The following is a 20,314-nucleotide window of genomic DNA, read 5'->3' on the forward strand; positions in this document are numbered from 1 at the left end:
TTTTTACTCTATCTGTAAGGTGGTAACGGCAGGCCGCCGCCAAACTTGACTAGCCGGCCAGCGAGCGCTTGATGATGCTGGTCAGCTTGGTCGCGTAATTCGGGTCGGTGGCGTAGCCGGCCTTCTGCAGGCCGTGCGCGAAGCTGCTGGCGTCGCCCGCGCTGGCCAGTACCTTCTCGTAGCGCGGATTGCTGGCCAACAGCTTGGCGTAGTCCTTGAAGCTGTCGCTGTAGCTGTCGTAAGCGCGGAAGCGCTCGACCCGGGTGTGCGCCTTGCCGTTGACATATTCGGTGGTGGTGGCCTCGACCACCTTGCCCTTCCAGTCGCCGCCGGCCTTGATGCCAAACAGGTTGTGGCTGTTGCTGCCGTCGCGGCCCTTGATCTCGCGCTTGCCCCAGCCGCTCTCCAGCGCGGCCTGGCCCAGCATGAACTTGGCCGGGATGCCGGTGGCGCGGCTGGCCTCCTCGGCGTCCGCGCCGAGCTTTTGCTGGAAGCTGCGCACGTGCGCCGCCTGGCTGCCCTTGACCGTGGCAGGGACGGCGCTGTTGTCGTCCACCGAGCCGGCCGCACCGGCGCCGCCGGCCGCCGCGATGGCGCGCTGCAGCTTGGCGTCCATCAGGCTGGCCAGGCCGCCGAAGCTGCCGCCGTTGGCGCCGCTGCCGGTGTCGCCGGCCTCGTTGCCGATCGCCAGCGCCTGCTTGTCGGCGGTCTTGGACAATTGACGGATCAGCATGTCCGACAGGCCGATGCCCTTCTTGGCGATATTCTGGCTGGTCTGCTGGTCCAGCATGGTGGTGAACATCTTGGTTTGCTGGCTGTCCATCATGCCGTCCTGCGGCGTGGCCTCGCGCATGCTCTTCATCATCATGTTGACGAACATGGCCTCGAACTGCGTGGAGGCCGTCTTCAGCGCCTCCGGGCTGCCGGCCTTGGCCGACTGGCGCAGGCTGCCCATGTCTTTGACGTCGAGGGCGAACTTGCTGCTGAGGTCGTTGGAGGTGGTTGGACTGGTCATGATGCGCCCCGCTTAGATGATTTCCAGTTCGGCGCGCAGCGATCCGGCCGCTTTCATCGCCTGCAAAATGGCCAGCAGATCCTGCGGCGTGGCGCCGATGGCGTTGAGCGCCTTGACCACGTCGGCCAGTGACGCGCCGCCCTTGACCAGCATGACCTTGCCGCTGTCGGCCTTGATGCCCACCTGCTGGTTGGGCGCGACCACGGTGCGCCCGCCCGACAGCGGATTGGGCTGGCTGATCTGCGGATCGGCCGTCACCGAGATCGACAGGTTGCCGTGCGAGATGGCGCAGGTGTCGAGCGTGACCGCGCGGTTCATCACCACCGAGCCGGTGCGCGCGTTCATGATCACCTTGGCCGGCTGCTCGGCCGGGTTGACCTGCATGTCCTGCAGGGTGCCGATGAAGCTCACGCGCTGGTCGCTGCTGCTGGGCGACTGCACGCGGATCACGCGGCTGTCCAGCGCGTAGGCGATGCCGGGACCGTATTTATCGTTGATCACCTCGACCACGCGGCTGGCGGTGGCGAAGTCGGCCGTGTTCAATTCCAGCTTGATGAAGTTGCCCTCGCCCAGGCTGGTGGCGACCGCGCGCTCGACCGTGGCGCCGCCGGAGATCTTGCCCACGCTCAGGTGGTTGACGGTCAGCGAGCTGCCGCCCGCGCCGCCGGCCGCCACGCCCACGCCGCCCACCAGCACATTGCCCTGGGCCATGCCGTAGACCTGGCCGTCGGCGCCCTTGAGCGGCGTCATCAGCAGCGTGCCGCCGCGCAGGCTCTTGGCGTTGCCCATCGACGAGACGGTGATGTCCAGCGTCTGGCCCGGCTGCGCGAACGGCGGCAGCGAGGCCGTCACCATCACGGCGGCGACGTTCTTCAATTGCAGCGACGTACCCTGCGGCAGGTTCACGCCCAGCTGCTGCAGCATGGAGACCACGCTCTGCACGGTGAACGGGGTCTGCGTGGTCTGGTCGCCGCTGCCGTCCAGGCCGACGACCAGGCCGTAGCCGATCAGCTGATTCTGCCGCACGCCGCCGATGCTGGCCAGGTCCCGGAGGCGCTCGGCGCGGGCCGGCTGCACCAGCAGCGCGGCCACGGCCAGGAACGCCAGCAGCGCGGCCAGCTTGCACAGGCCGGCCATGCGGCGCACGCCATCGTTGAGTTTGTGATTGCTGTCCATGATGGCCATCAGAAAGGTAACAGGCTTTGGAAGAAGCGCGACGCCATCGACGCCATCTCGGCGCGGTCGATCTGGCTGTTGGTGCGGTACTCGACCTTGGCGTCCGCCACGGCGGTCGACTGCACCGTGTTGCCGGTGGCGATATTGTCGGGATTGATCATGCCGGAGAAGCGGATGAACTCCACGCCCTTGTTCATCGCCACCTGCTTCTCGCCGGCCACGATCAGGTTGCCGTTGGAGAGCACCTCGACCACGGTCACGCCCATGGTGCCGGTGAAGGTGTTGCTGGCCGACTGGTTGTCGCCATCGGCGTACTTGCTGGCGTTGGTGGCGGACAGCGTGCCGCCGAAGGTCGATTGCAGCGGGCCCGGCACGCTGGCGCTGACGCTGCCGGACTTGTTGCCCGAGCTGGCGCCGGCTTTCACGGCCGAGGTTTTCTCGGTGATGACCAGGGTCAGCACATCGCCCACGTGGCGCGCGCGGCGGTCCTCGAAGATCGGACGGAAGGCGGCGTTCTGGTAGATCGCGCCGTTGGACGGCGCCGTCTGCAGCTGTTCGCTGGTCAGCGGACGGGCCGTCATCGGCATCTGCACGATGGAGGTCGGGGTGGTCATGCAGCCGCTCAGGGCGATGGCGGCGGCGACGATGGTGATGGCGTATTTCATGATCATCTCCTTACATCTGCGACAGCTTCGCCAGCATCTGGTCGGAGGTCGTGATGGCCTTCGAGTTGATTTCATAGGCGCGCTGGGTCTGGATCATATTGACCATCTCCTCGACCACGTTGACGTTCGAGGTTTCCACATAGCCTTGCATGATGACGCCGGTGCCGTTGGTGCCGGGGGTGTTGGTCTGCGGGTTGCCGGAAGCGCCGGTCTCGACGTACAGGTTCTCGCCCTTCGACTCCAGCCCGGTCGGGTTGATGAAGGTCGACAGCTGGATGCTGCCGATCTGCTGCGGCGCCACCTGGCCCGGCAGCGTGACCGACACGGTGCCGTCGCGGCCCACGGTGATCGATTGCGCGGTGATCGGGATGGTGATGGCCGGCTGCAGCACGAAGCCGCTGGAGGTGACCATCTGGCCGTTGTTGTCGCGCTGGAAGGAGCCGTCGCGGGTGTAGGCGGTGGTGCCGTCCGGCAGCAGCACGTTGAAGAAGCCGTTGCCGTTGACCATCAGGTCCTTGTCATTGCCGGTCGACTGCGGATTGCCCTGGGTGTGCACCCGTTCGATCGCGACCGGCCGCACGCCGGTGCCGAGCTGCATGCCCGACGGCAGGTTGGTCTGCTGCGACGACTGCCCGCCCGGCTGGCGGATGTTCTGGTACAGCAGATCCTCGAACACCGCGCGCGACTTCTTGAAGCCGTTGGTGCTGACGTTGGCCAGGTTGTTGGACGTGACATCGAGCGCAGTCTGTTGCGCTTCCATGCCGGTCTTGGCGATCCACAGTGAACGTATCATGATGCTTCTCCCGTTGCTCGGACGGGAGCCGTCAAAAGCGACAGCTACTCATCCCACGCAACCATTATGCGGGAGCGGGCATCAACTCAAAGCGAGGATCTGGGTGGCTTTTGCGGCGTTATTCTCGGCGTTCTTCAGCAGGCTCATTTGCATTTCAAACTGCCTTGCCAGACTGATCATGTTGACCATGGAATCGACCGGATTGACGTTGCTGCCCTCCAGCGCGCCATCGACCACGCGCACCGCCGGGTCGTTCTCGGCCGGCGTGCCGCTGACCTGCCGGAACAGGCCGTCGTCGCCGCGCACCAGGCCCTTGGGGTCCGGGTTGACCAGCTTGATCCGCCCCAGCACATTGGCCGGGCCGGGCTTGAAGTCGGTCGAGATGGTGCTGACCGTGCCGTCGCCGGCCACCGTCACCGTGGTGTCGGGCGGGATGGCGATCGGGCCGCCGTCGCCCACCAGCGTCTGGCCACTGGTGGTTTGCAGCAGGCCGTTCTCGCTGACCTTGAGGCTGCCGTTGCGGGTGTAGGCTTCCGAACCGTCGGCCGACTGCACCGCGATCCAGCCCTGGTCGCGCACCGCGATGTCCAGCGCGCGGCCGGTGGTCTGGATCGGGCCGGCGCGCATGTCGGCGCCCACCGTGGAATCGACCACGAAGGCGCGCGTCTGCAAGCCCTCCGACACCACCGGCACCGCCCGGAACGTATCGAGCTGGGCGCGGAAGCCGGTGGTGGTGGCGTTGGACAGGTTGTTGGCGACGGTGGCTTGCTGCTCCATCACGTGCCGCGCCCCTGTCATCGCGGTATAAACCAGGCGGTCCATGGCTTACTCGATTACCGGAGGTTGACCAAGGTTTGCAGCACCGAATCCTCGGTCTTGATGGTCTGCGCATTGGCCTGGTAGACGCGCTGCGCGGTGATCATGTTGACCAGTTCGGCCGTCAGGTCGACGTTCGACACCTCGACCGAGCTGGCGCGCAGCGAACCCATCGAGCCGGCGTTCGGCACGCCCACCATGGGCGTGCCCGAGGCCGAGCTTTCCGCCCAGGCATTGTTGCCCAGCGGGGTCAGGCCGTCGACGCTGGCGAAGTTGGCCATGGCGATCTGGCCCATCGGACGCGACTTGCCGTTGCTGTACTGGCCCAGGATCACGCCGTTGGCGTCGATGGCGTAACGCTGCCACGAACCGGCCGAGTAACCGTTCTGCACCGAACCCAGGTCGTTGGTGACGCTGCCGTACTGGGTGGTCTTGTCGAAGGTGGTGGCGACCGTCAACGGCTGTTGGGAACCGGTGTCAGGGAAAATCGGCAGCTGGATATTGAACGGCAACGTTTGCGGCGTCGGTTGCATCAAGGCCATCGCCTCCGGGTCCAGCACGCCGGTCTTGCTGAACAACAGGGTGCCGGCCTTGACCGCGGGCACCGTGATGGCGGCGGCCAGCTTGGCATTGATCTGGTCGGGCGTCATGCCGGTGATCGAATTGCTGCCGGTTGGATCGAGCGCGGTAAAGGCGGCATCCAGCGCGTCCAGTTGGGCCTGCGAGGCCGCAGCCGGCGGCACCACCGCCGCCGCCGCCATCGAACTATGGGCCGCCGCCGCATAGGTGAACGCAGCCGCCGCGATGGCGGCGGGGTCCGGCGGCGTCGCGCGCACCGCGTCGTTGTAGGCGCTGCGGGCGATCTTCACGTTGGGGTCGATATTGATCGCCGCCGCCACGCTGCCGGAAATGATTTCCTTGTTGTCGGCCGCCGCGTACACGTCCCAGGTGTTGGCATCGGTCTTGACGTAGTAGGTCGTCATGATGTGCGAGGTGCCCAGGCTGTCGTACACGTTCAGCACGGTCTGCTTGTTGTAGCTGGTCGGATCGCCGGCATCGAACGGGATCGTGGCCGGCACCTTCTCCGCCGAGCTCAGGTTCAGCTGGAAGTTGGCGGTGGTGGTCTGCACCGGCGTCAGGTCGGACTTGTCCAGCGTCAGCGGGGTCGGCGCGCCCAGCTGGATCACGCCGGCCGCGTTCGACAGGTAACCGGTCAGCACCGCGCCCTGCGCGTTGACCAGCGTGTGGGTGTTATCTTCGTGGAACTGGCCGTTGCGCGAGTACTGCACCGCGCCGTTCACCACTTCGCGGAAGAAACCGCCGCCGTTGATCGAGATGTCCAGCGGGTTGTTGCTGGTCTCGATATTCCCCTGCGTGAATTGCTGGGCCAGCTTGGCGGTCGTCACACCGATGCCCGGGTTGTTGCCCGACACGCCGTTCAGCGAGTTGGCGTACAGGTCGGCGAACTGCGCCTGCGAGCCCTTGAAGCCAACGGTGCTGGCGTTGGCGATGTTGTTGCCGATGACGTCCAGCGATTTGGATGCTGCGTTCAGGCCGCTAAGTCCTTGTTGGAACATGGTATTCCCCTATGCTAGGTATGACGTGTGAACTGCGTTACAAAACTTCTTTGATATCGGACATCGCGAACTGTCCGAGCGAGGTATTCAGCTTGACGCCGCCGCTGCCGGTCGACACGCTGGCCACCGCCGCCAGTTGCAACGGCGTGGCGTCGGTCAGGGTCTTGCCGGCGCTCACCGCCTTCACCGTGAAGGTGTAGCTGCCGGCCGGCGCGGCGGTCTTGGCGTCGGTGGTGCCGTCCCAGGTGATCGGGTAGGTGCCGACGTCGGTGCTCTTCATGCTCATGGTGCGCACCACGGCGCCGGCCTTGTCCTGGATCGAGATCGTCACGCTCTCGGCCGGCGAGGCCAGGTCGATGCCGAACACGCTGGTGCTGGTGGTGTTGCCGGCGCTGTCGGTGCTGGTCGTCAGGTCGACCCCCTTGCCCGCCACCAGCACGCCCTTGCCGATCAGGTTGGTCGCGGTCAGCGATTGCGAGGCGGCCTGGTCGGTACGCAGCGATTCCAGCGTGGCGTTGACCTTGTTGATGCCGGTCACGGTCGACAGCTGGGCCAGCTGGCTGGTCATGGCCGCGTTGTCCATCGGGTTCAGCGGATCCTGGTTCTTCAGCTGCGTCACCAGCAGCTTCATGAACTTGTCCTGGTCCGCGCCGACATCGGTGGTGGACTTGGTGGTGCTGCCGGTGTTGGTTGTATTGATCGGCGCCGCCACTGGCGTGTCGATCACTCCGCTGATAGTCATGGTGTCCTCTTAAGAATTACTGGCCGATGGTCAGGGTTTTAAGCAGCAGCGTCTTGGCCGCGTTCATCGTCTCGACGTTGGTCTGGTAGGACCGCGAGGCCGACAGCATGTTGACCATCTCGTCGACCACGTTCACGTTGGGCATGGTCACATAGCCCTTGTCGTCGGCCATCGGATGCTTGGGGTCGTACATCTGCTTCATCGGCGACTGGTCTTCCACCACCTGCTTGACCCGCACCCCGGTCGAGGCCCCGCCGTCGGTCGGCGTGGTGGCCTCGAACACCACCTGGCGCGCGCGGTAGGCCTCGCCGCTGGCGCTGGTGGCGCTGTCGGCATTGGCCAGGTTGGACGCCACCACGTTGAGCCGTTGCGCCTGGGCGCTCATGGCCGAACCTGAAACATTGAAAATATTAAACAGCGACATGATCAGCTACCTCCCTGTATCGCCGCCATCATGGTCTTGATCTGGGCGTTGATTGCGGTGATGCCAGCCTCGTAGCGGATGGCGTTGTCGGCGAACTGGTTGCGTTCCACATCCATGTCGACCGTGTTGCCGTCGACCGCGCCCTGCACCACGCCGCGATACAGCAGCGGCGTGCCGTCCGCCATCGTCGTACCGTCTTGCGGAGGGTTGGGGTAATGCTTGCTGGCGGTGGTCTTCAAGGTGGCGTTGGCGCTGGGGCTGGCCTTGTCCAGCGCGGCCTTCATGGCGCTGGAAAAATCGATGTCGCGGGCCTTGTAGTTGGGCGTGTCGCCGTTGGCGATGTTCGAGGCGAGCACGCTCTGCCGCTGAGAGCGCAGGCTCAGCGCGGCTTCGTTAAAGCGCAGGTAATCGTCGAGTTTCCCAACCATGGCAGCTCCCAATGGACGCACTTGTTATGACAGGATCGATGATACGGAGTTGCCGGCGGTAACGATCGAGCGATAAGCCACTGCTTTTCGGTCCTATTCAAGGCTTCAAGTCCAGGCCGCCAGACTATGATGGCAACATTGAAGGGGACTCTCACGCCATGAAACGACTGCTCATCACCGCCGCCCTGCTGACCCTGCTGCCGGCGGCCCACGCCCAAGCTCAATCCCAGCAAGCGGCGCCGCTGCGCCAGGACGCCGCCGCGCTCAAGCGCAGCGTCGAACAATTCCTGCAGGTGCAAAGCGGCGGCCTGCCGGGCCAGGTGACGGTCGCCGTGGGCGCCATCGACCCGCGCATGAACCTGGCCGCCTGCCCCGATCCGCAGGCGTTCTTCATGCCCGGCGCGCGCGCCTGGGGCAAGACCACGGTCGGCGTGCGCTGTGCGACACCAACGGCCTGGACGGTATATATTCAAGCCACGGTCACCGTGGTCGGCGAGTACATCGCCAGCGCCGCCCCGCTGGCCCAGGGCCAGGCCATCGAGGCCAGCCAGCTGGTGACCTTGAAGGGCGACCTGACCGCGCTGCCGGCCGGCATCGCCACCGACATGGGCCAGGTGATTGGCCGCAGCACCAATATTTCACTGCCGCCAGGCACGCCGCTACGCCTGGACACGCTGCGCAGCAAGCCGGTGGTGCAATCCGGGCAACTGGTGCGGCTGGTTTCCAGCGGCAACGGCTTCAGCGTCTCGGCCGAGGCCCGCGCCATGAGCACGGCCGGCGACGGCCAGGTAGTCCAGGTAAAAACTTCCGGTGGGCAACAAATCACCGGGATCGCCAAGGCAGGCGGGCTGGTGGAGGTGGCGTTTTGACGGAACGCCGGGGATCGGACGGTAAGGCAACGCTAAAGTTTCGCGCGCGCCCGCCGTTATAGACTCAGATCCCGGAGTTTCGTACTCCTACCAGAGAAGGATAATGCTGTGAAAATCAACGATACATTGAAGAGCACGACCGGCTTGCCGTCGTCGTCCCCGGCTTCCACCTCGACCGCGCGCGGCGCGGACAAGGCGGCCGCCCCGGCGACGCCTGCAACGTCCGACAATGTGCGCCTGTCGCCGCAAGGCCAGGCATTGGCGGCCAGTGCGGCCGGCGGCGCCAACGCTGTGTTCGATACCAAGAAGGTCGAGCGCATTAAGCTGGCGATTGCCGACGGTCAGTTCCAGGTCAACTCGGAAAAAGTGGCGGATGGCTTGCTGGATACAGTCAAGGATCTGCTGCACTCTCGCAAACGATAGGTAATACCATGTCAACCGCTACCCCGCTGAACAGCCTGCGTGAAGAAGAACAGATCATGACGACCCTGCTGGGCGTCCTGAAGCAGGAACAGCAACACCTGGTGGCGGCGGAAATCGACGGCCTGACGGCGGTCACCACGAAGAAATCGGCACTGGTCACGCAGATGACCCTGTTGTCGGCCCAGCGCCACCGCGCCCTGGGCAAGGCCGGCTACCCGGCCGAGGAAGCCGGCATGGATGCCTGGGTTGCCGCCAGCGGCGCCGACGCCGCCGAAGCCACCGCCCTGTGGCAGGCGCTGCAGCACCACGCGCGCGAAGCCAAGGAACTCAACCGCATCAACGGCATGCTGATCAACAAGCAGATGGGCCATACGCAAGGCGCGCTGCAGGCGCTGCGTCCGCAATCGGCCGGCGCCAACAATTTCTACGGCCCTGGCGGCCTGTCCACCACCCTGCCCCGCAGCCGCGGTTTCCTGGCCGGCTGATCTGCGCTTTTATTTTATCTACTGCTGAGCCGGCGCCGGCGTCGGCAACTCCGTCACCGTATCCGGAATACCGGACAAGATCGTGACCGCCACGCGGCGGTTGCGCGCGCGGCCGATCGGATTGTCGTTCGACGCCACCGGCACGTTCGAGCTGAAGCCCACCGCGGTCAAGCGTCCCGGCGCCACGCCGGCGTCGATGAACAGCCGCACCACGCTGCTGGCGCGCACCGCCGACAGCTCCCAGTTGGACGGGAACAGCGCGTTGCGGATCGGCTGGTTGTCGGTATGGCCCTCCACCTGCACATTGTGGTCGTCGCTCTTGAGCAGGCCGGCCACGGCGCGCAAGGCTTCGGTCGATTCGCTGGTCAGGCGCGCGTCGCCCGGATCGAACAGCACCGAGGCGTTGATCTCGACGCTGACGCCGCGGCTGTTCTGCGTGACGCGCACCTTGCCCTCCTTGACCAGCGGCGCCAGCGTGGACAACAAGTCCTGCGCCAGCTTGGTCATCTGGGTTTTTTCCTTGCGCAGCAGTTCGGCGTGGCGGCGCAGGTTGGGATTGGGGATGGGCAGGTTGGGCACCTCGGTGGTGACCGGCTTGGCCGAACCGGCGCCGCCGAAGGCGTCCCCCAGCGCGACCGACAGCACCTTGTAGCGGCCGATGTTGACCACCGAGATCGCATACATGACAACAAAGAAGGCGAACAGCAGCGTGATGAAGTCGGCATAGGAAATCAGCCAGCGCTCGTGGTTCTCCGGCTCGTCGTCGAACTTCCTGCGGGCGCGGCGGTTCTGCATGTCAGTGTTCCCGCAGCAGCGTGGCGATGCGCTCGTCGATGACGCGCGTGTGGTCGCCGGTGGCGATGTCGTAGAACACGGCGGCGGCGATCTCCTGCTGGTGCACGGCCTGCGTCACGATGGCCTTGAGCTTGTTGGCGATCGGGTAGAAGAACAGGTTGGCCAGGCCGACACCGTAGATGGTCGACACGAAGGCCACCGCGATGCCCGAGCCCAGCTTGCTTGGATCGGTGAGATTTTCCATCACGTGGATCAGGCCCAGCACCGCGCCCAGGATGCCGATGGTGGGCGAATAGCCGGCCGCCGATTCCCAGATGCGCACCGCCTGGCGCTCCTCGGTTTCGTAGGCGGTGATCTCGGTGTCGAGGATCTGGCGCAGCTTGTCGGGGTTGATGCCGTCGACGATCAGGCGCAAGCCCTTGGTGTTGAACTGGTCCTTGGACGACAGCATGTAACGCTCCAGCGACAGCAGGCCGTCGCGGCGCGCCGCCAGGTTCCAGGCGTTGATGTCGCGCGCCAGCACGGCGCGGGTGTCGGCCGGCGGCGCGAACACCAGCCGCAGCATGCGCACGCCGCGCAAAAAAGTCTTGAAGCGGGTCTGCAGCATCACCGCGCCAAACGTGCCGATGACCACGATCGCGAACGCGGCCGGCTGCAGCAGCGAGCCGAGCTTGCCGCCCTCGAGCGTCTGGCCGACAACGATGCCGGCCAGCGCCAGCAGCACCCCGGCTACGCTGGCCCAGTCCAAGACCGCTCCCGAAGTGAGGCGCGCAACCGCGCCACGGCCTGCGTATGCAGCTGCGATACGCGCGATTCCGATACGCCCATCACGGCGCCGATTTCTTTCAAGTTGAGCTCCTCTTCGTAGTACAGCCCCATCAGGATCTTCTCGCGCGGCGGCAGCGCGTCGATGGCGTCGATCACGGCCTGGCGGAAGTCGCCGTCCAGCAGCGAGCGCAGCGGGTCGCTCTCCTCGTCCGAGCAGTAACGGTCGAGGAAGCTGTCGTTGCCGTCGTCGTCGTGAAAATCTTCGTAGTACACCAATTGGTGGCCGCCGCCGTCGGACAGCATTTCCTGATAGTCGGCCAGCGACAGCTTGAGCATCTTGGCCACTTCCGACTCGGTCGGCGGATGGCCCAGGCGCTGCTGCAGCGTGCTCATCGCGGTCTCGATCTTGCGCATGTTCTGGCGCATCGAGCGCGGCAGCCAGTCGCTGTTGCGCAGCTCGTCGAGCATGGCGCCGCGGATGCGCAGCACGGCGTAGGTTTCGAACTGGGCGCCATGCGTTTCCTCGTAACGGCTGATGGCGTCGAGCAGGCCGATCATCCCGGCTTGCACCAGATCGTCGACTTCGACGCTGGGCGGCAGTTTCGCCTTCATGTGATGGGCCAGGCGCTTGACCAACGGCATATGCTCCGTCAGCAAAGAATCCTTGTCCGCTTTCCCTTTGACCGTGTACATAGCCTGTTTATTATTGATTAAGCGCTAAAATTGTCATGCTCCCTTAACGGAAAGATGGCGAGCTGGCCAGCGCGAAGCGCCCCGCCAGTTGACGAAACGCGACCGAAGCCCCGGCCAGCGGAAACGCATCGACCACCGCACGCCCCAAGCGTGCGGCGCGCTGCAGGTATTCATCCGCCGGCACCGATCCCATCGAAACGAGGTTCACCGCGAGGTATCGGCTGGCCGCCTGTGCCATGTTATCGTATACCACCTTTGCTTCCGATTCGGAAGCCCCGGTGACCACAATTCCGAACGGCCGCCGTCCCAGCTCCTGGTTCAGGCGCTTGATCATACTGTACGCGGCCTTGATCGAGGTAGCGCTATTCGACACCTGCACCACGATTTCCGAGCTGGCCATGACCGGCACCGGGAAGGCCACGCCGTCGAACTCGCCGTCGACGATGACGATGCCGGTCTGCTTGGCCAGCACATCGAAGGCCTTGGCCAGGCGGCGCGTCTCGTCCGGGCCGCTGCGCGGCACGCCGCGTGTCATCGACGCCACAGAGAACCCTTGCGGCACCTGGTGGATCACCTGGTTGAGCGCGCACTCCTGGCGCGCCACGTTGAGCAGGCTGGCGCCGCCGTCCACGCCCAGGCGCGAGGCCACGCCATGGGCGCTGGCGCAGGCATCGACCAGCAGCACGTCGTTGCCGGCGCGCGCCAGCGAGGCGCCCAGGTTGACCAGCATGGCGCCCTTGTCGTCCTGCGGCGTGGCCGACAGGAAGGTGACGATGCGGGGCTGCGGCCCCGCCAGCATGCGGCGCAGGCCCTCCGCCTGGTCGAAATCGAAATTAGCCAAGGTGCACCTCGCGCAGCGCTGGTTCACCGTTGCTCATCAGGAGCGGCAGTTCGGCGTCCAGGTATTGGGTGTTGACGGCGTCGCGTTTCAACTTGAAAGCGCGGTCGATCAGGTAGGCCGGATCGGCCAGGTGCAGGTCTTCCGGCACGCGCTGGCCGTTCGACACGTAGAACAGGTTGAGCTTCTGGCGGATCACCACGTCCAGCACGTTGCCGATGGCGGCCGCTTCATCGAGCTTGGTCATGATGCAGCCGGCCAGGCCGCTGCCCTGATAGGCGCGCACCACTTCGTTCAGCGTTTCCTGGGTGGCCGTCGCATTCAGGCACAGCAGGCGCTTGACGTCGGAGCCTGCGCCTTGCAGCATCGACACCTGCTCGGTCACCATCTGGTCGCGCTGGCTGACGCCGACCGTGTCGATCAAGACCGTGTGCTTGTTCTTCAGTTCCTTCAGGGCGATGCGCAGGTCGGCCTCGTCCTTCACCGAGTGCACCATCACGCCGAGGATCTTGCCGTAGATGCGCAGCTGCTCGTGGGCGCCGATACGGTAGGCATCGGTGGTGATCAGGGCCAGCTTGTCCGGGCCGTGGCGCATCACGCAGCGCGCGGCCAGCTTGGCGGTGCTGGTGGTCTTGCCGACGCCGGTCGGACCGACCAGCGCGAACACACCGCCCTGCTCGATCAGCGCGTCTTCGTTGGCCATGGTTTGCAGGTTGCGGGTCAGGACATTCTTGATCCAGCGCAGGCTGTCGGCGGCGTCGCGGTTGGCCGGCAGTTTTTCGATCAGGTAGCGCGCCAGGCTGGCCGAGAAACCGGCGGCCAGCATCTCGCGCAGCACGGCGGCCTTCTGCGGCTCGCGCGCCTGCGTGGTGCCCCAGGAGATCTCGGCCAGCTGGGTTTCCATCATGCCGCGCATGGCGCGGATTTCGCTCATCATGCCCTGCATCTCGGCGGCGGCGTTCTGCTTGGCGCTGGCGACGGCGGCGCTGACCAGGGCGGCGATCTGCTCGGCATCGATCGTGGCCTTGGCCGGCGCTGGCGCCGGCACCGCGGCTGCGGCTGCGGCCTTGGTGGCGCTGGCGAACGACGAATTGGAAGCCACCACGCGGCGCACCGGTTGCGCTGGCAGGGCGGCTGGCGCCGGGGTTGGCATATTCGATTCGAAACGGGGTTCCATGCGCTGTTCCAGGCGCGGCTCCAGGCGCTGCTCGGCGCGGCCATACGGCGCGGCGGTGTTCAGGTCGAGCGACGGCGCCGGATCGGCCATTGGCGAGTGCGGCGCCGGCATGGCCAGCGAAGCGGCATCGTCGTTGGCCAGCGCGAGGATTTCAACGCCGCCATCGGCCTGGCGATTGGACAGGATCACGGCATCGGGGCCGAGCGATTCGCGGACTTTGCGCAGCGCCTCGCGGGAAGTCGGTGCGGTAAATTTTTTGACGTTCATGGCCGGCTCTCAGGAGTCTAAGTCGAGCAGTGCGTCTTCCGGATGAGACGCCTTTACTCTGACAGTGCCATTATTGACGATGCACTTAGGAAACGATCCGACGAACAGGGGGGCAAATGGGCCGCATTTCGCCATTGCGGACGAGACGGCTTAACTGCTGCGGAAAACCTCCTCCAGCGAAGTGGCGTCGACAAAGTTGCGCGCCCAGGCCGACAGCTGCGGCACATCCGCCCCGGCGATGCGCGCCCGCACCTGCGCATCCAGCGGGCCGAAGCGTTTGGTCAGCAGCTCGGTGAGCATCTCGGCCCCGCCCTCCTGCCTGCCCTCTTGCCTGCCAATTTCCATTCCGATACGTTCGATAGAAGACAAATAAGCCATGGCCTTCCTCCTTTCAATCTGCAACATCCCGGATCGCAAGCGTGCCTCAAGTCCCTCAGGCAAGCGCATGATCCAGTCGATCACCCGGTACAAATTGATGATACGCTGCTTGTCCCAATCACGTTGATACAGAAGCTTGGTAAGCCGCCATTTGGCGATGCGCCGCCGATGCGCGTTCCCCTTGGTTTGCCGCGCCTGAAGATGCGCCATCGTCACCAGCGCAAACGGATTCGGATGCGCCCGCAATTCGTCCATGCGGCCAGCAAAATCGCGCAGCTTCACGACCGGAAATTCGATCTTCATCTCGCAGCCCAGCAGCCGATAGCTAAACGAAGCGGGCCGCCAGCGCGCACCGCCATCGGTCAGCAGCGCCAGGCTGGCGACCGGCCGCTGGTAGTGATCATAGACACGATAATTGTAGACAAACATACGCTCGGCAAACCGCGCATCGCGCCAGCCCTGCACCTCCAGATGCACCAGCACCCACTGCTCGCTGCCGTCATGCAGATACACGCTGACCAGCTTGTCGAGCAGGCGTTTGCCCAGCTCGGCATCGCGCGTCAACGCGCCGAATTCCTGATCGAGAAAAGTATGCGGCCGCGACCAGTCGATCGCGGCGTGCGCAAGGGGAAAGTAGAACGCCATGAACTCCGGAAAGTGGTGCATGACCACTTCCTTCCACGGCGTATCGAAATCGTCGGCCTCCATGCGAGCAGTCTAGGCCGCCCACACGGAGGCAGCCGCGATCCGCTCAAACTTACGCCGGCTGCTGGCCCACCAGCGCGGTCACGCGGATGGTCTTGGTCTCCGGGATCTCCGCATGCGACAGCACCTTCAACTGCGGCAAGGCGCGGCGCAGGAATCGCGACAGCAAAGCCCGCAGCGGCCCAGGCACCAGCAGCACCGGCGTCAAGCCCAGCGCCTCCTGCTGCTGCGCCGCCTGCTGCGCCTGCTGTGCAATGGTGTCGGCCAGGCCCGGCTCGATGCCCGCGCCGTCCGGCCCGCTGGCCGCCAGCGCCTGCATCAGCAAGCGTTCCAGGCGGTTATCCAGCGTCATCACCGACAACTCGCTGGCGCCCGGGAACAGCTGCTGCACGATGGCGCGGCCCAGCGAGATGCGCACCAGCGCGGTCAGGTCGTTCGGATCCTGCGTGTGCACGGCGTGCTCGGCCAGCGTCTCGATGATGGAGCGCATATCGCGGATGTGCACGCCTTCCGCCAGCAGGTTCTGCAACACCTTCTGCAAGGTCGACAACGACACCATCTTCGGCACCAGGTCCTCCACCAGCTTGGGCGCATCCTTGCCCAGGTGATCCAGCAACGACTGCACCTCGGCGCGGCCCAGCAGCTCGGACGCGTGCGTCGTGATCAGGTGATTCAAGTGCGTCGCCACCACGGTGCCGGCGTCGACCACCGTGTAACCCATGCCCTGCGCCTGGTCGCGCAGATTGGCGTCGATCCAGGTGGCCGGCAGGCCGAAGGCCGGATCGGTGGTCACCAGTCCCGGCAAGGTGCCGCTGGCCATGCCAGGATTGATCGCCAGGAACTGGCCGTTGAACGCCTCGCCCGTGCCCACCTCCACGCCCTTGAGCGTGATGCGGTAGGCCGAAGGCTTGAGCTCCAGGTTGTCGCGGATATGCACCGGCGGCGCCAGGAAACCCACCTCCTGCGCGAACTTCTTGCGGATGCCCTTGATGCGCTTGAGCAGTTCACCGCTCTGGGTCTTGTCCACCAGCGGGATCAGGCGATAGCCCACCTCCAGGCCGAGCGTATCGACCGGCATGATGTCCTGCCAGCTGGCCTCCTCCTGCTCCGGCGCCGCGGCCGGCGACGCGGCCGCCGCTTCCGCCGCCGCCACCTCGGCGGTCTTGCCGGCCGCCACCTTGCGCGTCATCAGCCAGGCCGAACCGGCCAGCACGCTCGCCAGCAACAGGAACACCAGGTTGGGCATGCCGGGAATGAGCCCCATGCCGCCGATGATGGCGGCGGTGATGTACAGCACCTGCGGCTTGGCGAACAACTGCCCCACCACCTGGGTGCCGATGTCCTGCTCGCTGGCCACGCGCGACACCACGATACCGGCCGCGGTGGAAATCACCAGTGACGGGATCTGCGCCACCAGGCCGTCACCGATGGCCAGCAAGGTGTAGTTCTTCAGCGCGTCGGCGAAGCTCAGGTCGTGCTGCAGCAGGCCGACCAGCAGGCCGCCGACCACGTTAATCACCGTCACCAGGATGCCGGCCACGGCATCGCCGCGCACATACTTGCTGGCACCGTCCATGGCGCCGTAGAACTCCGCTTCCTGCGCCACTTCGCTGCGGCGCTTGCGGGCATCGGCCTCGCCGATCAGGCCGGCGTTGAGGTCGGCGTCGATCGCCATTTGTTTACCCGGCATCGCATCCAGGGCGAAACGCGCGCCCACCTCGGCGATACGGCCCGCACCCTTGGTCACCACGGTGAAGTTAATGATCGTCAAAATGATGAACACCACGATACCGACCGTGTAGTTACCGCCGATCAGGAAGTGGCCGAAGGCCTCGATCACCTTGCCGGCCGCGTCGGCGCCGGTGTGGCCCTCGGTCAGCACCACGCGGGTCGACGCCACGTTCAGCGACAGGCGCAGCATGGTCGACACCAGCAGGATGGTCGGGAAGGCCATGAAGTCCAGCGGCTTGACGGTGTACAGGCTGGTCAGCAGCACGATCACCGCCAGCGCGATATTGAAGCTGAAGAAAATGTCGAGCACGAAGGCCGGCAACGGCAGCACCATCATCGCCAGCAGCATGATGATCAGGATAGGCGCGGCCAGGCTGCTCTTGTTGCGGCTGTTGGCCAGGCCTTGCAGCCAGGGCGGCAGTTTCAGGTTGCTCAGGGCGTTCATGCGGGTGCTCCGTTATTCAAGTCGGGTTTCTTCTTTTGCGATGCGGGGTTGAGCGGATCGAGCTCAGGCGGCACATCGAGTGTCTTCGGTATATCCGGCCGGTTGCCGCCGCCCTTGCTGAACAGGCGCAGCTGGAACACATAGGCCAGCACTTCGGCCACGGCCGAGTACAGCGCTTCCGGAATCTCGTCGCCGATCTCGGTGTGCTTGTGCAGCGCACGCGCCAGCGCCGGCGCCTCCAGCAGCGTCACCTTGTTCTCCTTGGCGATCTCGCGGATCCTGGCCGCCACTTCGTCGGTGCCCTTGGCCACCACCTTCGGCGCGCCGCGCATGCCGTCGCTGTACTTGAGCGCGACCGCGTAGTGGGTCGGGTTGGTCACCACCACGTCGGCGGTCGGCACGTCGGCCATCATGCGGCGTTTGGCCATCTCGCGCTGCAGCTGGCGGATCTTGGCCTTGATCTGCGGATTGCCGTCCGACTCCTTGGATTCCTGGATCAGCTCCTGGCGGGTCATCTTCAGCTTGTTCGCGTAGTGCCACATCTGGTAAGGGCCGTCGATGGCGGCGATCAGGCCCAGCGCGCCGACGATGAACAGGAAGCAGCTGCCCAGCATGTTCAGCAGGTGCACCGTGCCCAGCTTGAGCGGCTCGACCGCCAGGCCGATCACGGCATCCTTCTGCTTCATCACCACCAGCCAGGCCACCAGGCCCACCACCAGCGCCTTGGCCACGGCCTTGAACAGCTCGACCAGCGAGTTGGACGAGAACATATTGCCCAGGCCGTTGGCGGGATTGAGTTTGTTGAAGTTGGGCGCGATCGCCTTGCCGCTGAACAGCCAGCCGCCCACCAGCAGCGGCGACGCCAGCGCCACCAGCATCACCGCGATGCCCAGCGGCAGGCAGGCCAGCATCACCCGCACCACGTCCACGCCAATGCGGTTGAGCAGGATGTCGGCATCGAAGATTTGTTCCTGGTTCAGCGTCAGGCCGGACACCAGGGCGGAATGCAGCTGGCCGACCAGGCCGTCGCCGGTCATCCACAGGCCGGCGCCCGCGGCCATCAGCACGGTAAACGTCGCCACTTCCCGCGAACGGGGAACATCGCCTTCCTCACGCGCCTGCTCGAGGCGCTTCGGTGACGCGGGTTCGGTCTTTTCTGCGTCGCTGTCTTCTGCCATGGAATCTGCCTGCTGCGGGGTTTATCTCGACCGTGCCATTATCGGCCGCGGCGGGACCAGGCCATCGCTGGAATACGGCGGTATTTCCGGGCCTGCTCGTAGATTCCTTACGGCAATTTCGCCGCGCCCGCCTGCTGGACGCGCTGCTCGATGGCGCCGAACACGGATTTGCCGTCGCCGCCCAGCATTTCGATGCGGATGGTGTCGCCGAAGGCCATGAACGGCGTGACCGGTGCGCCGCCGGCGATCGTCTCCAGGCAGCGCTGTTCGGCGATGCAGGAATAGCCGCGCTTGGCATCCTTGTTGGACACCGTGCCAGAGCCGATGATCGAACCGGCCCGCACGTTGCGCGACTTGGCCAGGTGGGCGAGCAGCTGCGGGAAGTTGAACACCATGTCCACGCCCGCCTGCGGCTTGCCGACCAGCTTGCCGTTCCAGGTCGACAGCAGCGGCAGGTGGACCTTGCCGCCCTTCCAGGCGTCGTCCAGCTCGTCCGGCGTGACCGCCACCGGCGAAAAGCTGGTGGCCGGCTTGGACTGGACGAAGCCGAAGCCCTTGGCCAGCTCGTCCGGAATCAGGTTGCGCAGCGACACATCGTTGACCAGCATCAGTAGGCGGATGCGCTGGTGCGCCTGGTCCGGCGTGACGCCCATGGGCACATCGTCGGTGATCACCGCGACTTCGGCCTCGAAATCGATGCCCCACTCTTCGCGGAACAGCTCGATATCGTCGGTCGGGCCGAGGAAATCGTCGCTGCCGCCCTGGTACATCAGCGGATCCTCCCAGAACGACGGCGGCAGCTCGGCGCCGCGCGCCTTGCGCACCAGCTCGACGTGGTTGACGTAGGCCGAACCGTCGGCCCACTGGAAGGCGCGCGGCAGCGGCGCCATGCAATTCTGCGGCTCGAAATCGAAGCTGCGGCGGGCGCGTCCCTGGTTCAGATCCTGGTAGATCGCGTCCAGTTGCGGGGCGATGAAGGTCCAATCGTCCAAGGCGCGCTGCAGGGTGCGCGCCACGCCGTCGGCCAGCTGCGCCGTCTTCAGGTCGCGCGACACCACCATCAGCTGGCCGTCGCGGGTGCCGTCCTTCAGCGTGGCCAGCTTCATGCGGAAGGGGCCAGCAATGCCAGCTGTTCCGGCGTCAGGTAGCACCATTCGCCTTCGGCGATGCCCAGCGACTCCAGCGTCAGCGTGCCGATGGCGGAGCGATGCAGCGCGCTGCAATGGTTGCCGGCGGCCGCCAGCATGCGCTTGACCTGGTGGTACTTGCCCTGCTCCAGCACGATTTCCAACTGGTGCTCGCCGCGCTTGATGCAGGTCTGCGCCGCCAGCGGGGCCGGTTCGTCGTGCAGCTGCACGCCGGACAGCAACTGCGCCACCAGCTCGTCGGTGACCGGTTCCTGCGTGGTGGCCTGGTAAATCTTCGGCACGTGCCGCTTCGGCGACGATTGTGCATGGATAAACGGCCCATCGTCCGACATCAGCAGCATGCCGGTGGTGTCATGGTCGAGCCGGCCGACCGGCTGCACTTCGCGCCAGCTGAACTGCTCGGGCAGCAAGGTCAGCACGCCGGGATGGTGGCTGGGCTTGCGCGAGCATTCGAAATTGGCCGGCTTGTTGAGCGCGATGTACAGGTGTTCGCGGTACACCCATTCCTCATCGAAGATGGTCAGCACCAGGCCATCGGTCTCGATGCTGGCTTTGTAATTGTCGTGCACGACGCCACCGATGCTCACTTCGCCGTCTTCAATCAGGGAGCGGCAATACTTGCGGGTGCCGTAACCCTGCGATTGCAGGATGCGGTCTAGGGATAATTTACTCATGGCCGGATTTTACAGGATGCCGATGGCAGCGGGAAGGCGCCGGCTGCTGCGTCGCAGCAAATGTCCTGGACAGCCAATCCTTGATGCATATCAAGTCCTATAGC

General features: G+C 65.3%; 22 protein-coding genes. 3 read left to right on the top strand and 19 right to left on the bottom strand.

All coding sequences use genetic code 11. The annotated features are described in order from the left end of the window. Positions 1 to 49 precede the first annotated feature (49 nt). From flgJ to flgB, 9 genes are all read right to left on the bottom strand, one after another. Positions 50 to 1,015 carry a flagellar assembly peptidoglycan hydrolase FlgJ gene (gene flgJ, locus GTP90_RS06710; protein ID WP_161082771.1) on the bottom strand — a complete coding sequence of 322 codons (966 nt, stop codon included), beginning with the start codon at positions 1,013 to 1,015 and terminating at the stop codon, positions 50 to 52. A gap of 12 nt (positions 1,016 to 1,027) precedes the next feature. Next, the gene (locus tag GTP90_RS06715; protein ID WP_161082865.1) at positions 1,028 to 2,152 is read right to left on the bottom strand and encodes a flagellar basal body P-ring protein FlgI; all 1,125 of its coding nucleotides are present in this window, start codon (positions 2,150 to 2,152) and stop codon (positions 1,028 to 1,030) included. A 47-nt stretch (positions 2,153 to 2,199) separates the two neighbouring features. Then, on the bottom strand, positions 2,200 to 2,856 hold the full coding sequence (locus GTP90_RS06720) for a flagellar basal body L-ring protein FlgH (protein WP_161082772.1): 657 nt from the start codon (positions 2,854 to 2,856) through the stop codon (positions 2,200 to 2,202). Positions 2,857 to 2,866: 10 nt separating this feature from the next. Beyond that, the gene (flgG, locus tag GTP90_RS06725) at positions 2,867 to 3,649 is read right to left on the bottom strand and encodes a flagellar basal-body rod protein FlgG (RefSeq protein ID WP_117011644.1); all 783 of its coding nucleotides are present in this window, start codon (positions 3,647 to 3,649) and stop codon (positions 2,867 to 2,869) included. Between the two features lie 81 nt (positions 3,650 to 3,730). Beyond that, positions 3,731 to 4,471, bottom strand: coding sequence for a flagellar basal-body rod protein FlgF (flgF, locus tag GTP90_RS06730; protein ID WP_161082773.1), 741 nt, complete (start codon positions 4,469 to 4,471; stop codon positions 3,731 to 3,733). A gap of 11 nt (positions 4,472 to 4,482) precedes the next feature. Next, complete coding sequence (locus tag GTP90_RS06735) at positions 4,483 to 6,042, bottom strand: flagellar hook protein FlgE (protein ID WP_161082774.1); 1,560 nt, start codon at positions 6,040 to 6,042, stop codon at positions 4,483 to 4,485. A 37-nt stretch (positions 6,043 to 6,079) separates the two neighbouring features. Next, positions 6,080 to 6,784, bottom strand: a complete 705-nt coding sequence (locus GTP90_RS06740; RefSeq protein ID WP_161082775.1) for a flagellar hook assembly protein FlgD — start codon at positions 6,782 to 6,784, stop codon at positions 6,080 to 6,082. A 16-nt stretch (positions 6,785 to 6,800) separates the two neighbouring features. After that, the gene (gene flgC, locus GTP90_RS06745) at positions 6,801 to 7,208 is read right to left on the bottom strand and encodes a flagellar basal body rod protein FlgC (protein ID WP_117011648.1); all 408 of its coding nucleotides are present in this window, start codon (positions 7,206 to 7,208) and stop codon (positions 6,801 to 6,803) included. A 2-nt stretch (positions 7,209 to 7,210) separates the two neighbouring features. Continuing rightward, a complete protein-coding gene (gene flgB, locus GTP90_RS06750) occupies positions 7,211 to 7,636 on the bottom strand; it encodes a flagellar basal body rod protein FlgB (protein WP_161082776.1) in 426 nt (141 codons plus the stop codon). A 158-nt stretch (positions 7,637 to 7,794) separates the two neighbouring features. Here flgB and flgA point away from each other — a divergent pair, with 158 nt between their 5' ends. The 3 genes from flgA to GTP90_RS06765 all read left to right on the top strand — a co-directional run bounded on the left by flgA (position 7,795) and on the right by GTP90_RS06765 (position 9,413). Next, positions 7,795 to 8,505: a flagellar basal body P-ring formation chaperone FlgA gene (gene flgA / locus GTP90_RS06755; protein WP_161082777.1), complete on the top strand. Its 711-nt coding sequence runs from the start codon at positions 7,795 to 7,797 to the stop codon at positions 8,503 to 8,505. A 108-nt stretch (positions 8,506 to 8,613) separates the two neighbouring features. Next, positions 8,614 to 8,928 carry a flagellar biosynthesis anti-sigma factor FlgM gene (flgM, locus tag GTP90_RS06760; RefSeq protein WP_161082778.1) on the top strand — a complete coding sequence of 105 codons (315 nt, stop codon included), beginning with the start codon at positions 8,614 to 8,616 and terminating at the stop codon, positions 8,926 to 8,928. 8 nt (positions 8,929 to 8,936) lie between these two features. Beyond that, positions 8,937 to 9,413, top strand: a complete 477-nt coding sequence (locus GTP90_RS06765; RefSeq protein ID WP_117011651.1) for a flagella synthesis protein FlgN — start codon at positions 8,937 to 8,939, stop codon at positions 9,411 to 9,413. 18 nt (positions 9,414 to 9,431) lie between these two features. Here GTP90_RS06765 and motD read toward each other — a convergent pair whose 3' ends face one another. The 10 genes from motD to GTP90_RS06815 all read right to left on the bottom strand — a co-directional run bounded on the left by motD (position 9,432) and on the right by GTP90_RS06815 (position 20,210). Then, positions 9,432 to 10,208, bottom strand: coding sequence for a flagellar motor protein MotD (gene motD / locus GTP90_RS06770; protein WP_161082779.1), 777 nt, complete (start codon positions 10,206 to 10,208; stop codon positions 9,432 to 9,434). 1 nt (position 10,209) lies between these two features. Next, positions 10,210 to 10,956 carry a flagellar motor protein gene (locus tag GTP90_RS06775; protein WP_161082780.1) on the bottom strand — a complete coding sequence of 249 codons (747 nt, stop codon included), beginning with the start codon at positions 10,954 to 10,956 and terminating at the stop codon, positions 10,210 to 10,212. Next, a complete protein-coding gene (locus tag GTP90_RS06780) occupies positions 10,938 to 11,669 on the bottom strand; it encodes an RNA polymerase sigma factor FliA (RefSeq protein ID WP_161082781.1) in 732 nt (243 codons plus the stop codon). Before GTP90_RS06780 ends, GTP90_RS06775 begins: the two co-directional genes overlap by 19 nt. Positions 11,670 to 11,712: 43 nt before the next feature. Then, positions 11,713 to 12,510 (bottom strand): MinD/ParA family ATP-binding protein, encoded by a 798-nt coding sequence (locus GTP90_RS06785; protein ID WP_161082782.1) that lies wholly within the window; start codon positions 12,508 to 12,510, stop codon positions 11,713 to 11,715. Then, positions 12,503 to 13,951 carry a flagellar biosynthesis GTPase FlhF gene (gene flhF, locus GTP90_RS06790; protein ID WP_161082783.1) on the bottom strand — a complete coding sequence of 483 codons (1,449 nt, stop codon included), beginning with the start codon at positions 13,949 to 13,951 and terminating at the stop codon, positions 12,503 to 12,505. The genes GTP90_RS06785 and flhF overlap by 8 nt, the downstream gene beginning before the upstream one ends. Positions 13,952 to 14,101: 150 nt before the next feature. Continuing rightward, entirely contained in the window at positions 14,102 to 15,037 is a 936-nt protein-coding gene (locus GTP90_RS06795) for a DUF4351 domain-containing protein (RefSeq protein ID WP_161082784.1), read from the bottom strand. A gap of 49 nt (positions 15,038 to 15,086) precedes the next feature. Next, complete coding sequence (flhA, locus tag GTP90_RS06800) at positions 15,087 to 17,210, bottom strand: flagellar biosynthesis protein FlhA (RefSeq protein ID WP_161082785.1); 2,124 nt, start codon at positions 17,208 to 17,210, stop codon at positions 15,087 to 15,089. Next, positions 17,207 to 18,388, bottom strand: coding sequence for a flagellar biosynthesis protein FlhB (gene flhB / locus GTP90_RS06805; RefSeq protein ID WP_161082786.1), 1,182 nt, complete (start codon positions 18,386 to 18,388; stop codon positions 17,207 to 17,209). Before flhB ends, flhA begins: the two co-directional genes overlap by 4 nt. A gap of 107 nt (positions 18,389 to 18,495) precedes the next feature. Continuing rightward, positions 18,496 to 19,494, bottom strand: coding sequence for a fumarylacetoacetate hydrolase family protein (locus GTP90_RS06810; RefSeq protein WP_161082787.1), 999 nt, complete (start codon positions 19,492 to 19,494; stop codon positions 18,496 to 18,498). Then, positions 19,491 to 20,210, bottom strand: coding sequence for a pseudouridine synthase (locus GTP90_RS06815; RefSeq protein WP_117011660.1), 720 nt, complete (start codon positions 20,208 to 20,210; stop codon positions 19,491 to 19,493). Before GTP90_RS06815 ends, GTP90_RS06810 begins: the two co-directional genes overlap by 4 nt. Between the last annotated feature and the right edge of the window lie 104 nt (positions 20,211 to 20,314).

Source organism: Duganella vulcania (genome assembly GCF_009857655.1).
GTDB classification, from domain to species: domain Bacteria; phylum Pseudomonadota; class Gammaproteobacteria; order Burkholderiales; family Burkholderiaceae_D; genus Rugamonas; species Rugamonas vulcania.

Bases quoted from the DNA above. Each gene is read 5' to 3' on its own strand.
- flgJ (WP_161082771.1), bottom strand. From the start codon at position 1,015: ATGACCAGTCCAACCACCTCCAACGACCTCAGCAGCAAGTTCGCCCTC.
- GTP90_RS06715 (WP_161082865.1), bottom strand. From the start codon at position 2,152: ATGGCCGGCCTGTGCAAGCTGGCCGCGCTGCTGGCGTTCCTGGCCGTG.
- GTP90_RS06720 (WP_161082772.1), bottom strand. From the start codon at position 2,856: ATGAAATACGCCATCACCATCGTCGCCGCCGCCATCGCCCTGAGCGGC.
- flgG (WP_117011644.1), bottom strand. From the start codon at position 3,649: ATGATACGTTCACTGTGGATCGCCAAGACCGGCATGGAAGCGCAACAG.
- flgF (WP_161082773.1), bottom strand. From the start codon at position 4,471: ATGGACCGCCTGGTTTATACCGCGATGACAGGGGCGCGGCACGTGATG.
- GTP90_RS06735 (WP_161082774.1), bottom strand. From the start codon at position 6,042: ATGTTCCAACAAGGACTTAGCGGCCTGAACGCAGCATCCAAATCGCTG.
- GTP90_RS06740 (WP_161082775.1), bottom strand. From the start codon at position 6,784: ATGACTATCAGCGGAGTGATCGACACGCCAGTGGCGGCGCCGATCAAT.
- flgC (WP_117011648.1), bottom strand. From the start codon at position 7,208: ATGTCGCTGTTTAATATTTTCAATGTTTCAGGTTCGGCCATGAGCGCC.
- flgB (WP_161082776.1), bottom strand. From the start codon at position 7,636: ATGGTTGGGAAACTCGACGATTACCTGCGCTTTAACGAAGCCGCGCTG.
- flgA (WP_161082777.1), top strand. From the start codon at position 7,795: ATGAAACGACTGCTCATCACCGCCGCCCTGCTGACCCTGCTGCCGGCG.
- GTP90_RS06765 (WP_117011651.1), top strand. From the start codon at position 8,937: ATGTCAACCGCTACCCCGCTGAACAGCCTGCGTGAAGAAGAACAGATC.
- motD (WP_161082779.1), bottom strand. From the start codon at position 10,208: ATGCAGAACCGCCGCGCCCGCAGGAAGTTCGACGACGAGCCGGAGAAC.
- GTP90_RS06780 (WP_161082781.1), bottom strand. From the start codon at position 11,669: ATGTACACGGTCAAAGGGAAAGCGGACAAGGATTCTTTGCTGACGGAG.
- flhF (WP_161082783.1), bottom strand. From the start codon at position 13,951: ATGAACGTCAAAAAATTTACCGCACCGACTTCCCGCGAGGCGCTGCGC.
- GTP90_RS06795 (WP_161082784.1), bottom strand. From the start codon at position 15,037: ATGGAGGCCGACGATTTCGATACGCCGTGGAAGGAAGTGGTCATGCAC.
- flhA (WP_161082785.1), bottom strand. From the start codon at position 17,210: ATGAACGCCCTGAGCAACCTGAAACTGCCGCCCTGGCTGCAAGGCCTG.
- flhB (WP_161082786.1), bottom strand. From the start codon at position 18,388: ATGGCAGAAGACAGCGACGCAGAAAAGACCGAACCCGCGTCACCGAAG.
- GTP90_RS06810 (WP_161082787.1), bottom strand. From the start codon at position 19,494: ATGAAGCTGGCCACGCTGAAGGACGGCACCCGCGACGGCCAGCTGATG.
- GTP90_RS06815 (WP_117011660.1), bottom strand. From the start codon at position 20,210: ATGAGTAAATTATCCCTAGACCGCATCCTGCAATCGCAGGGTTACGGC.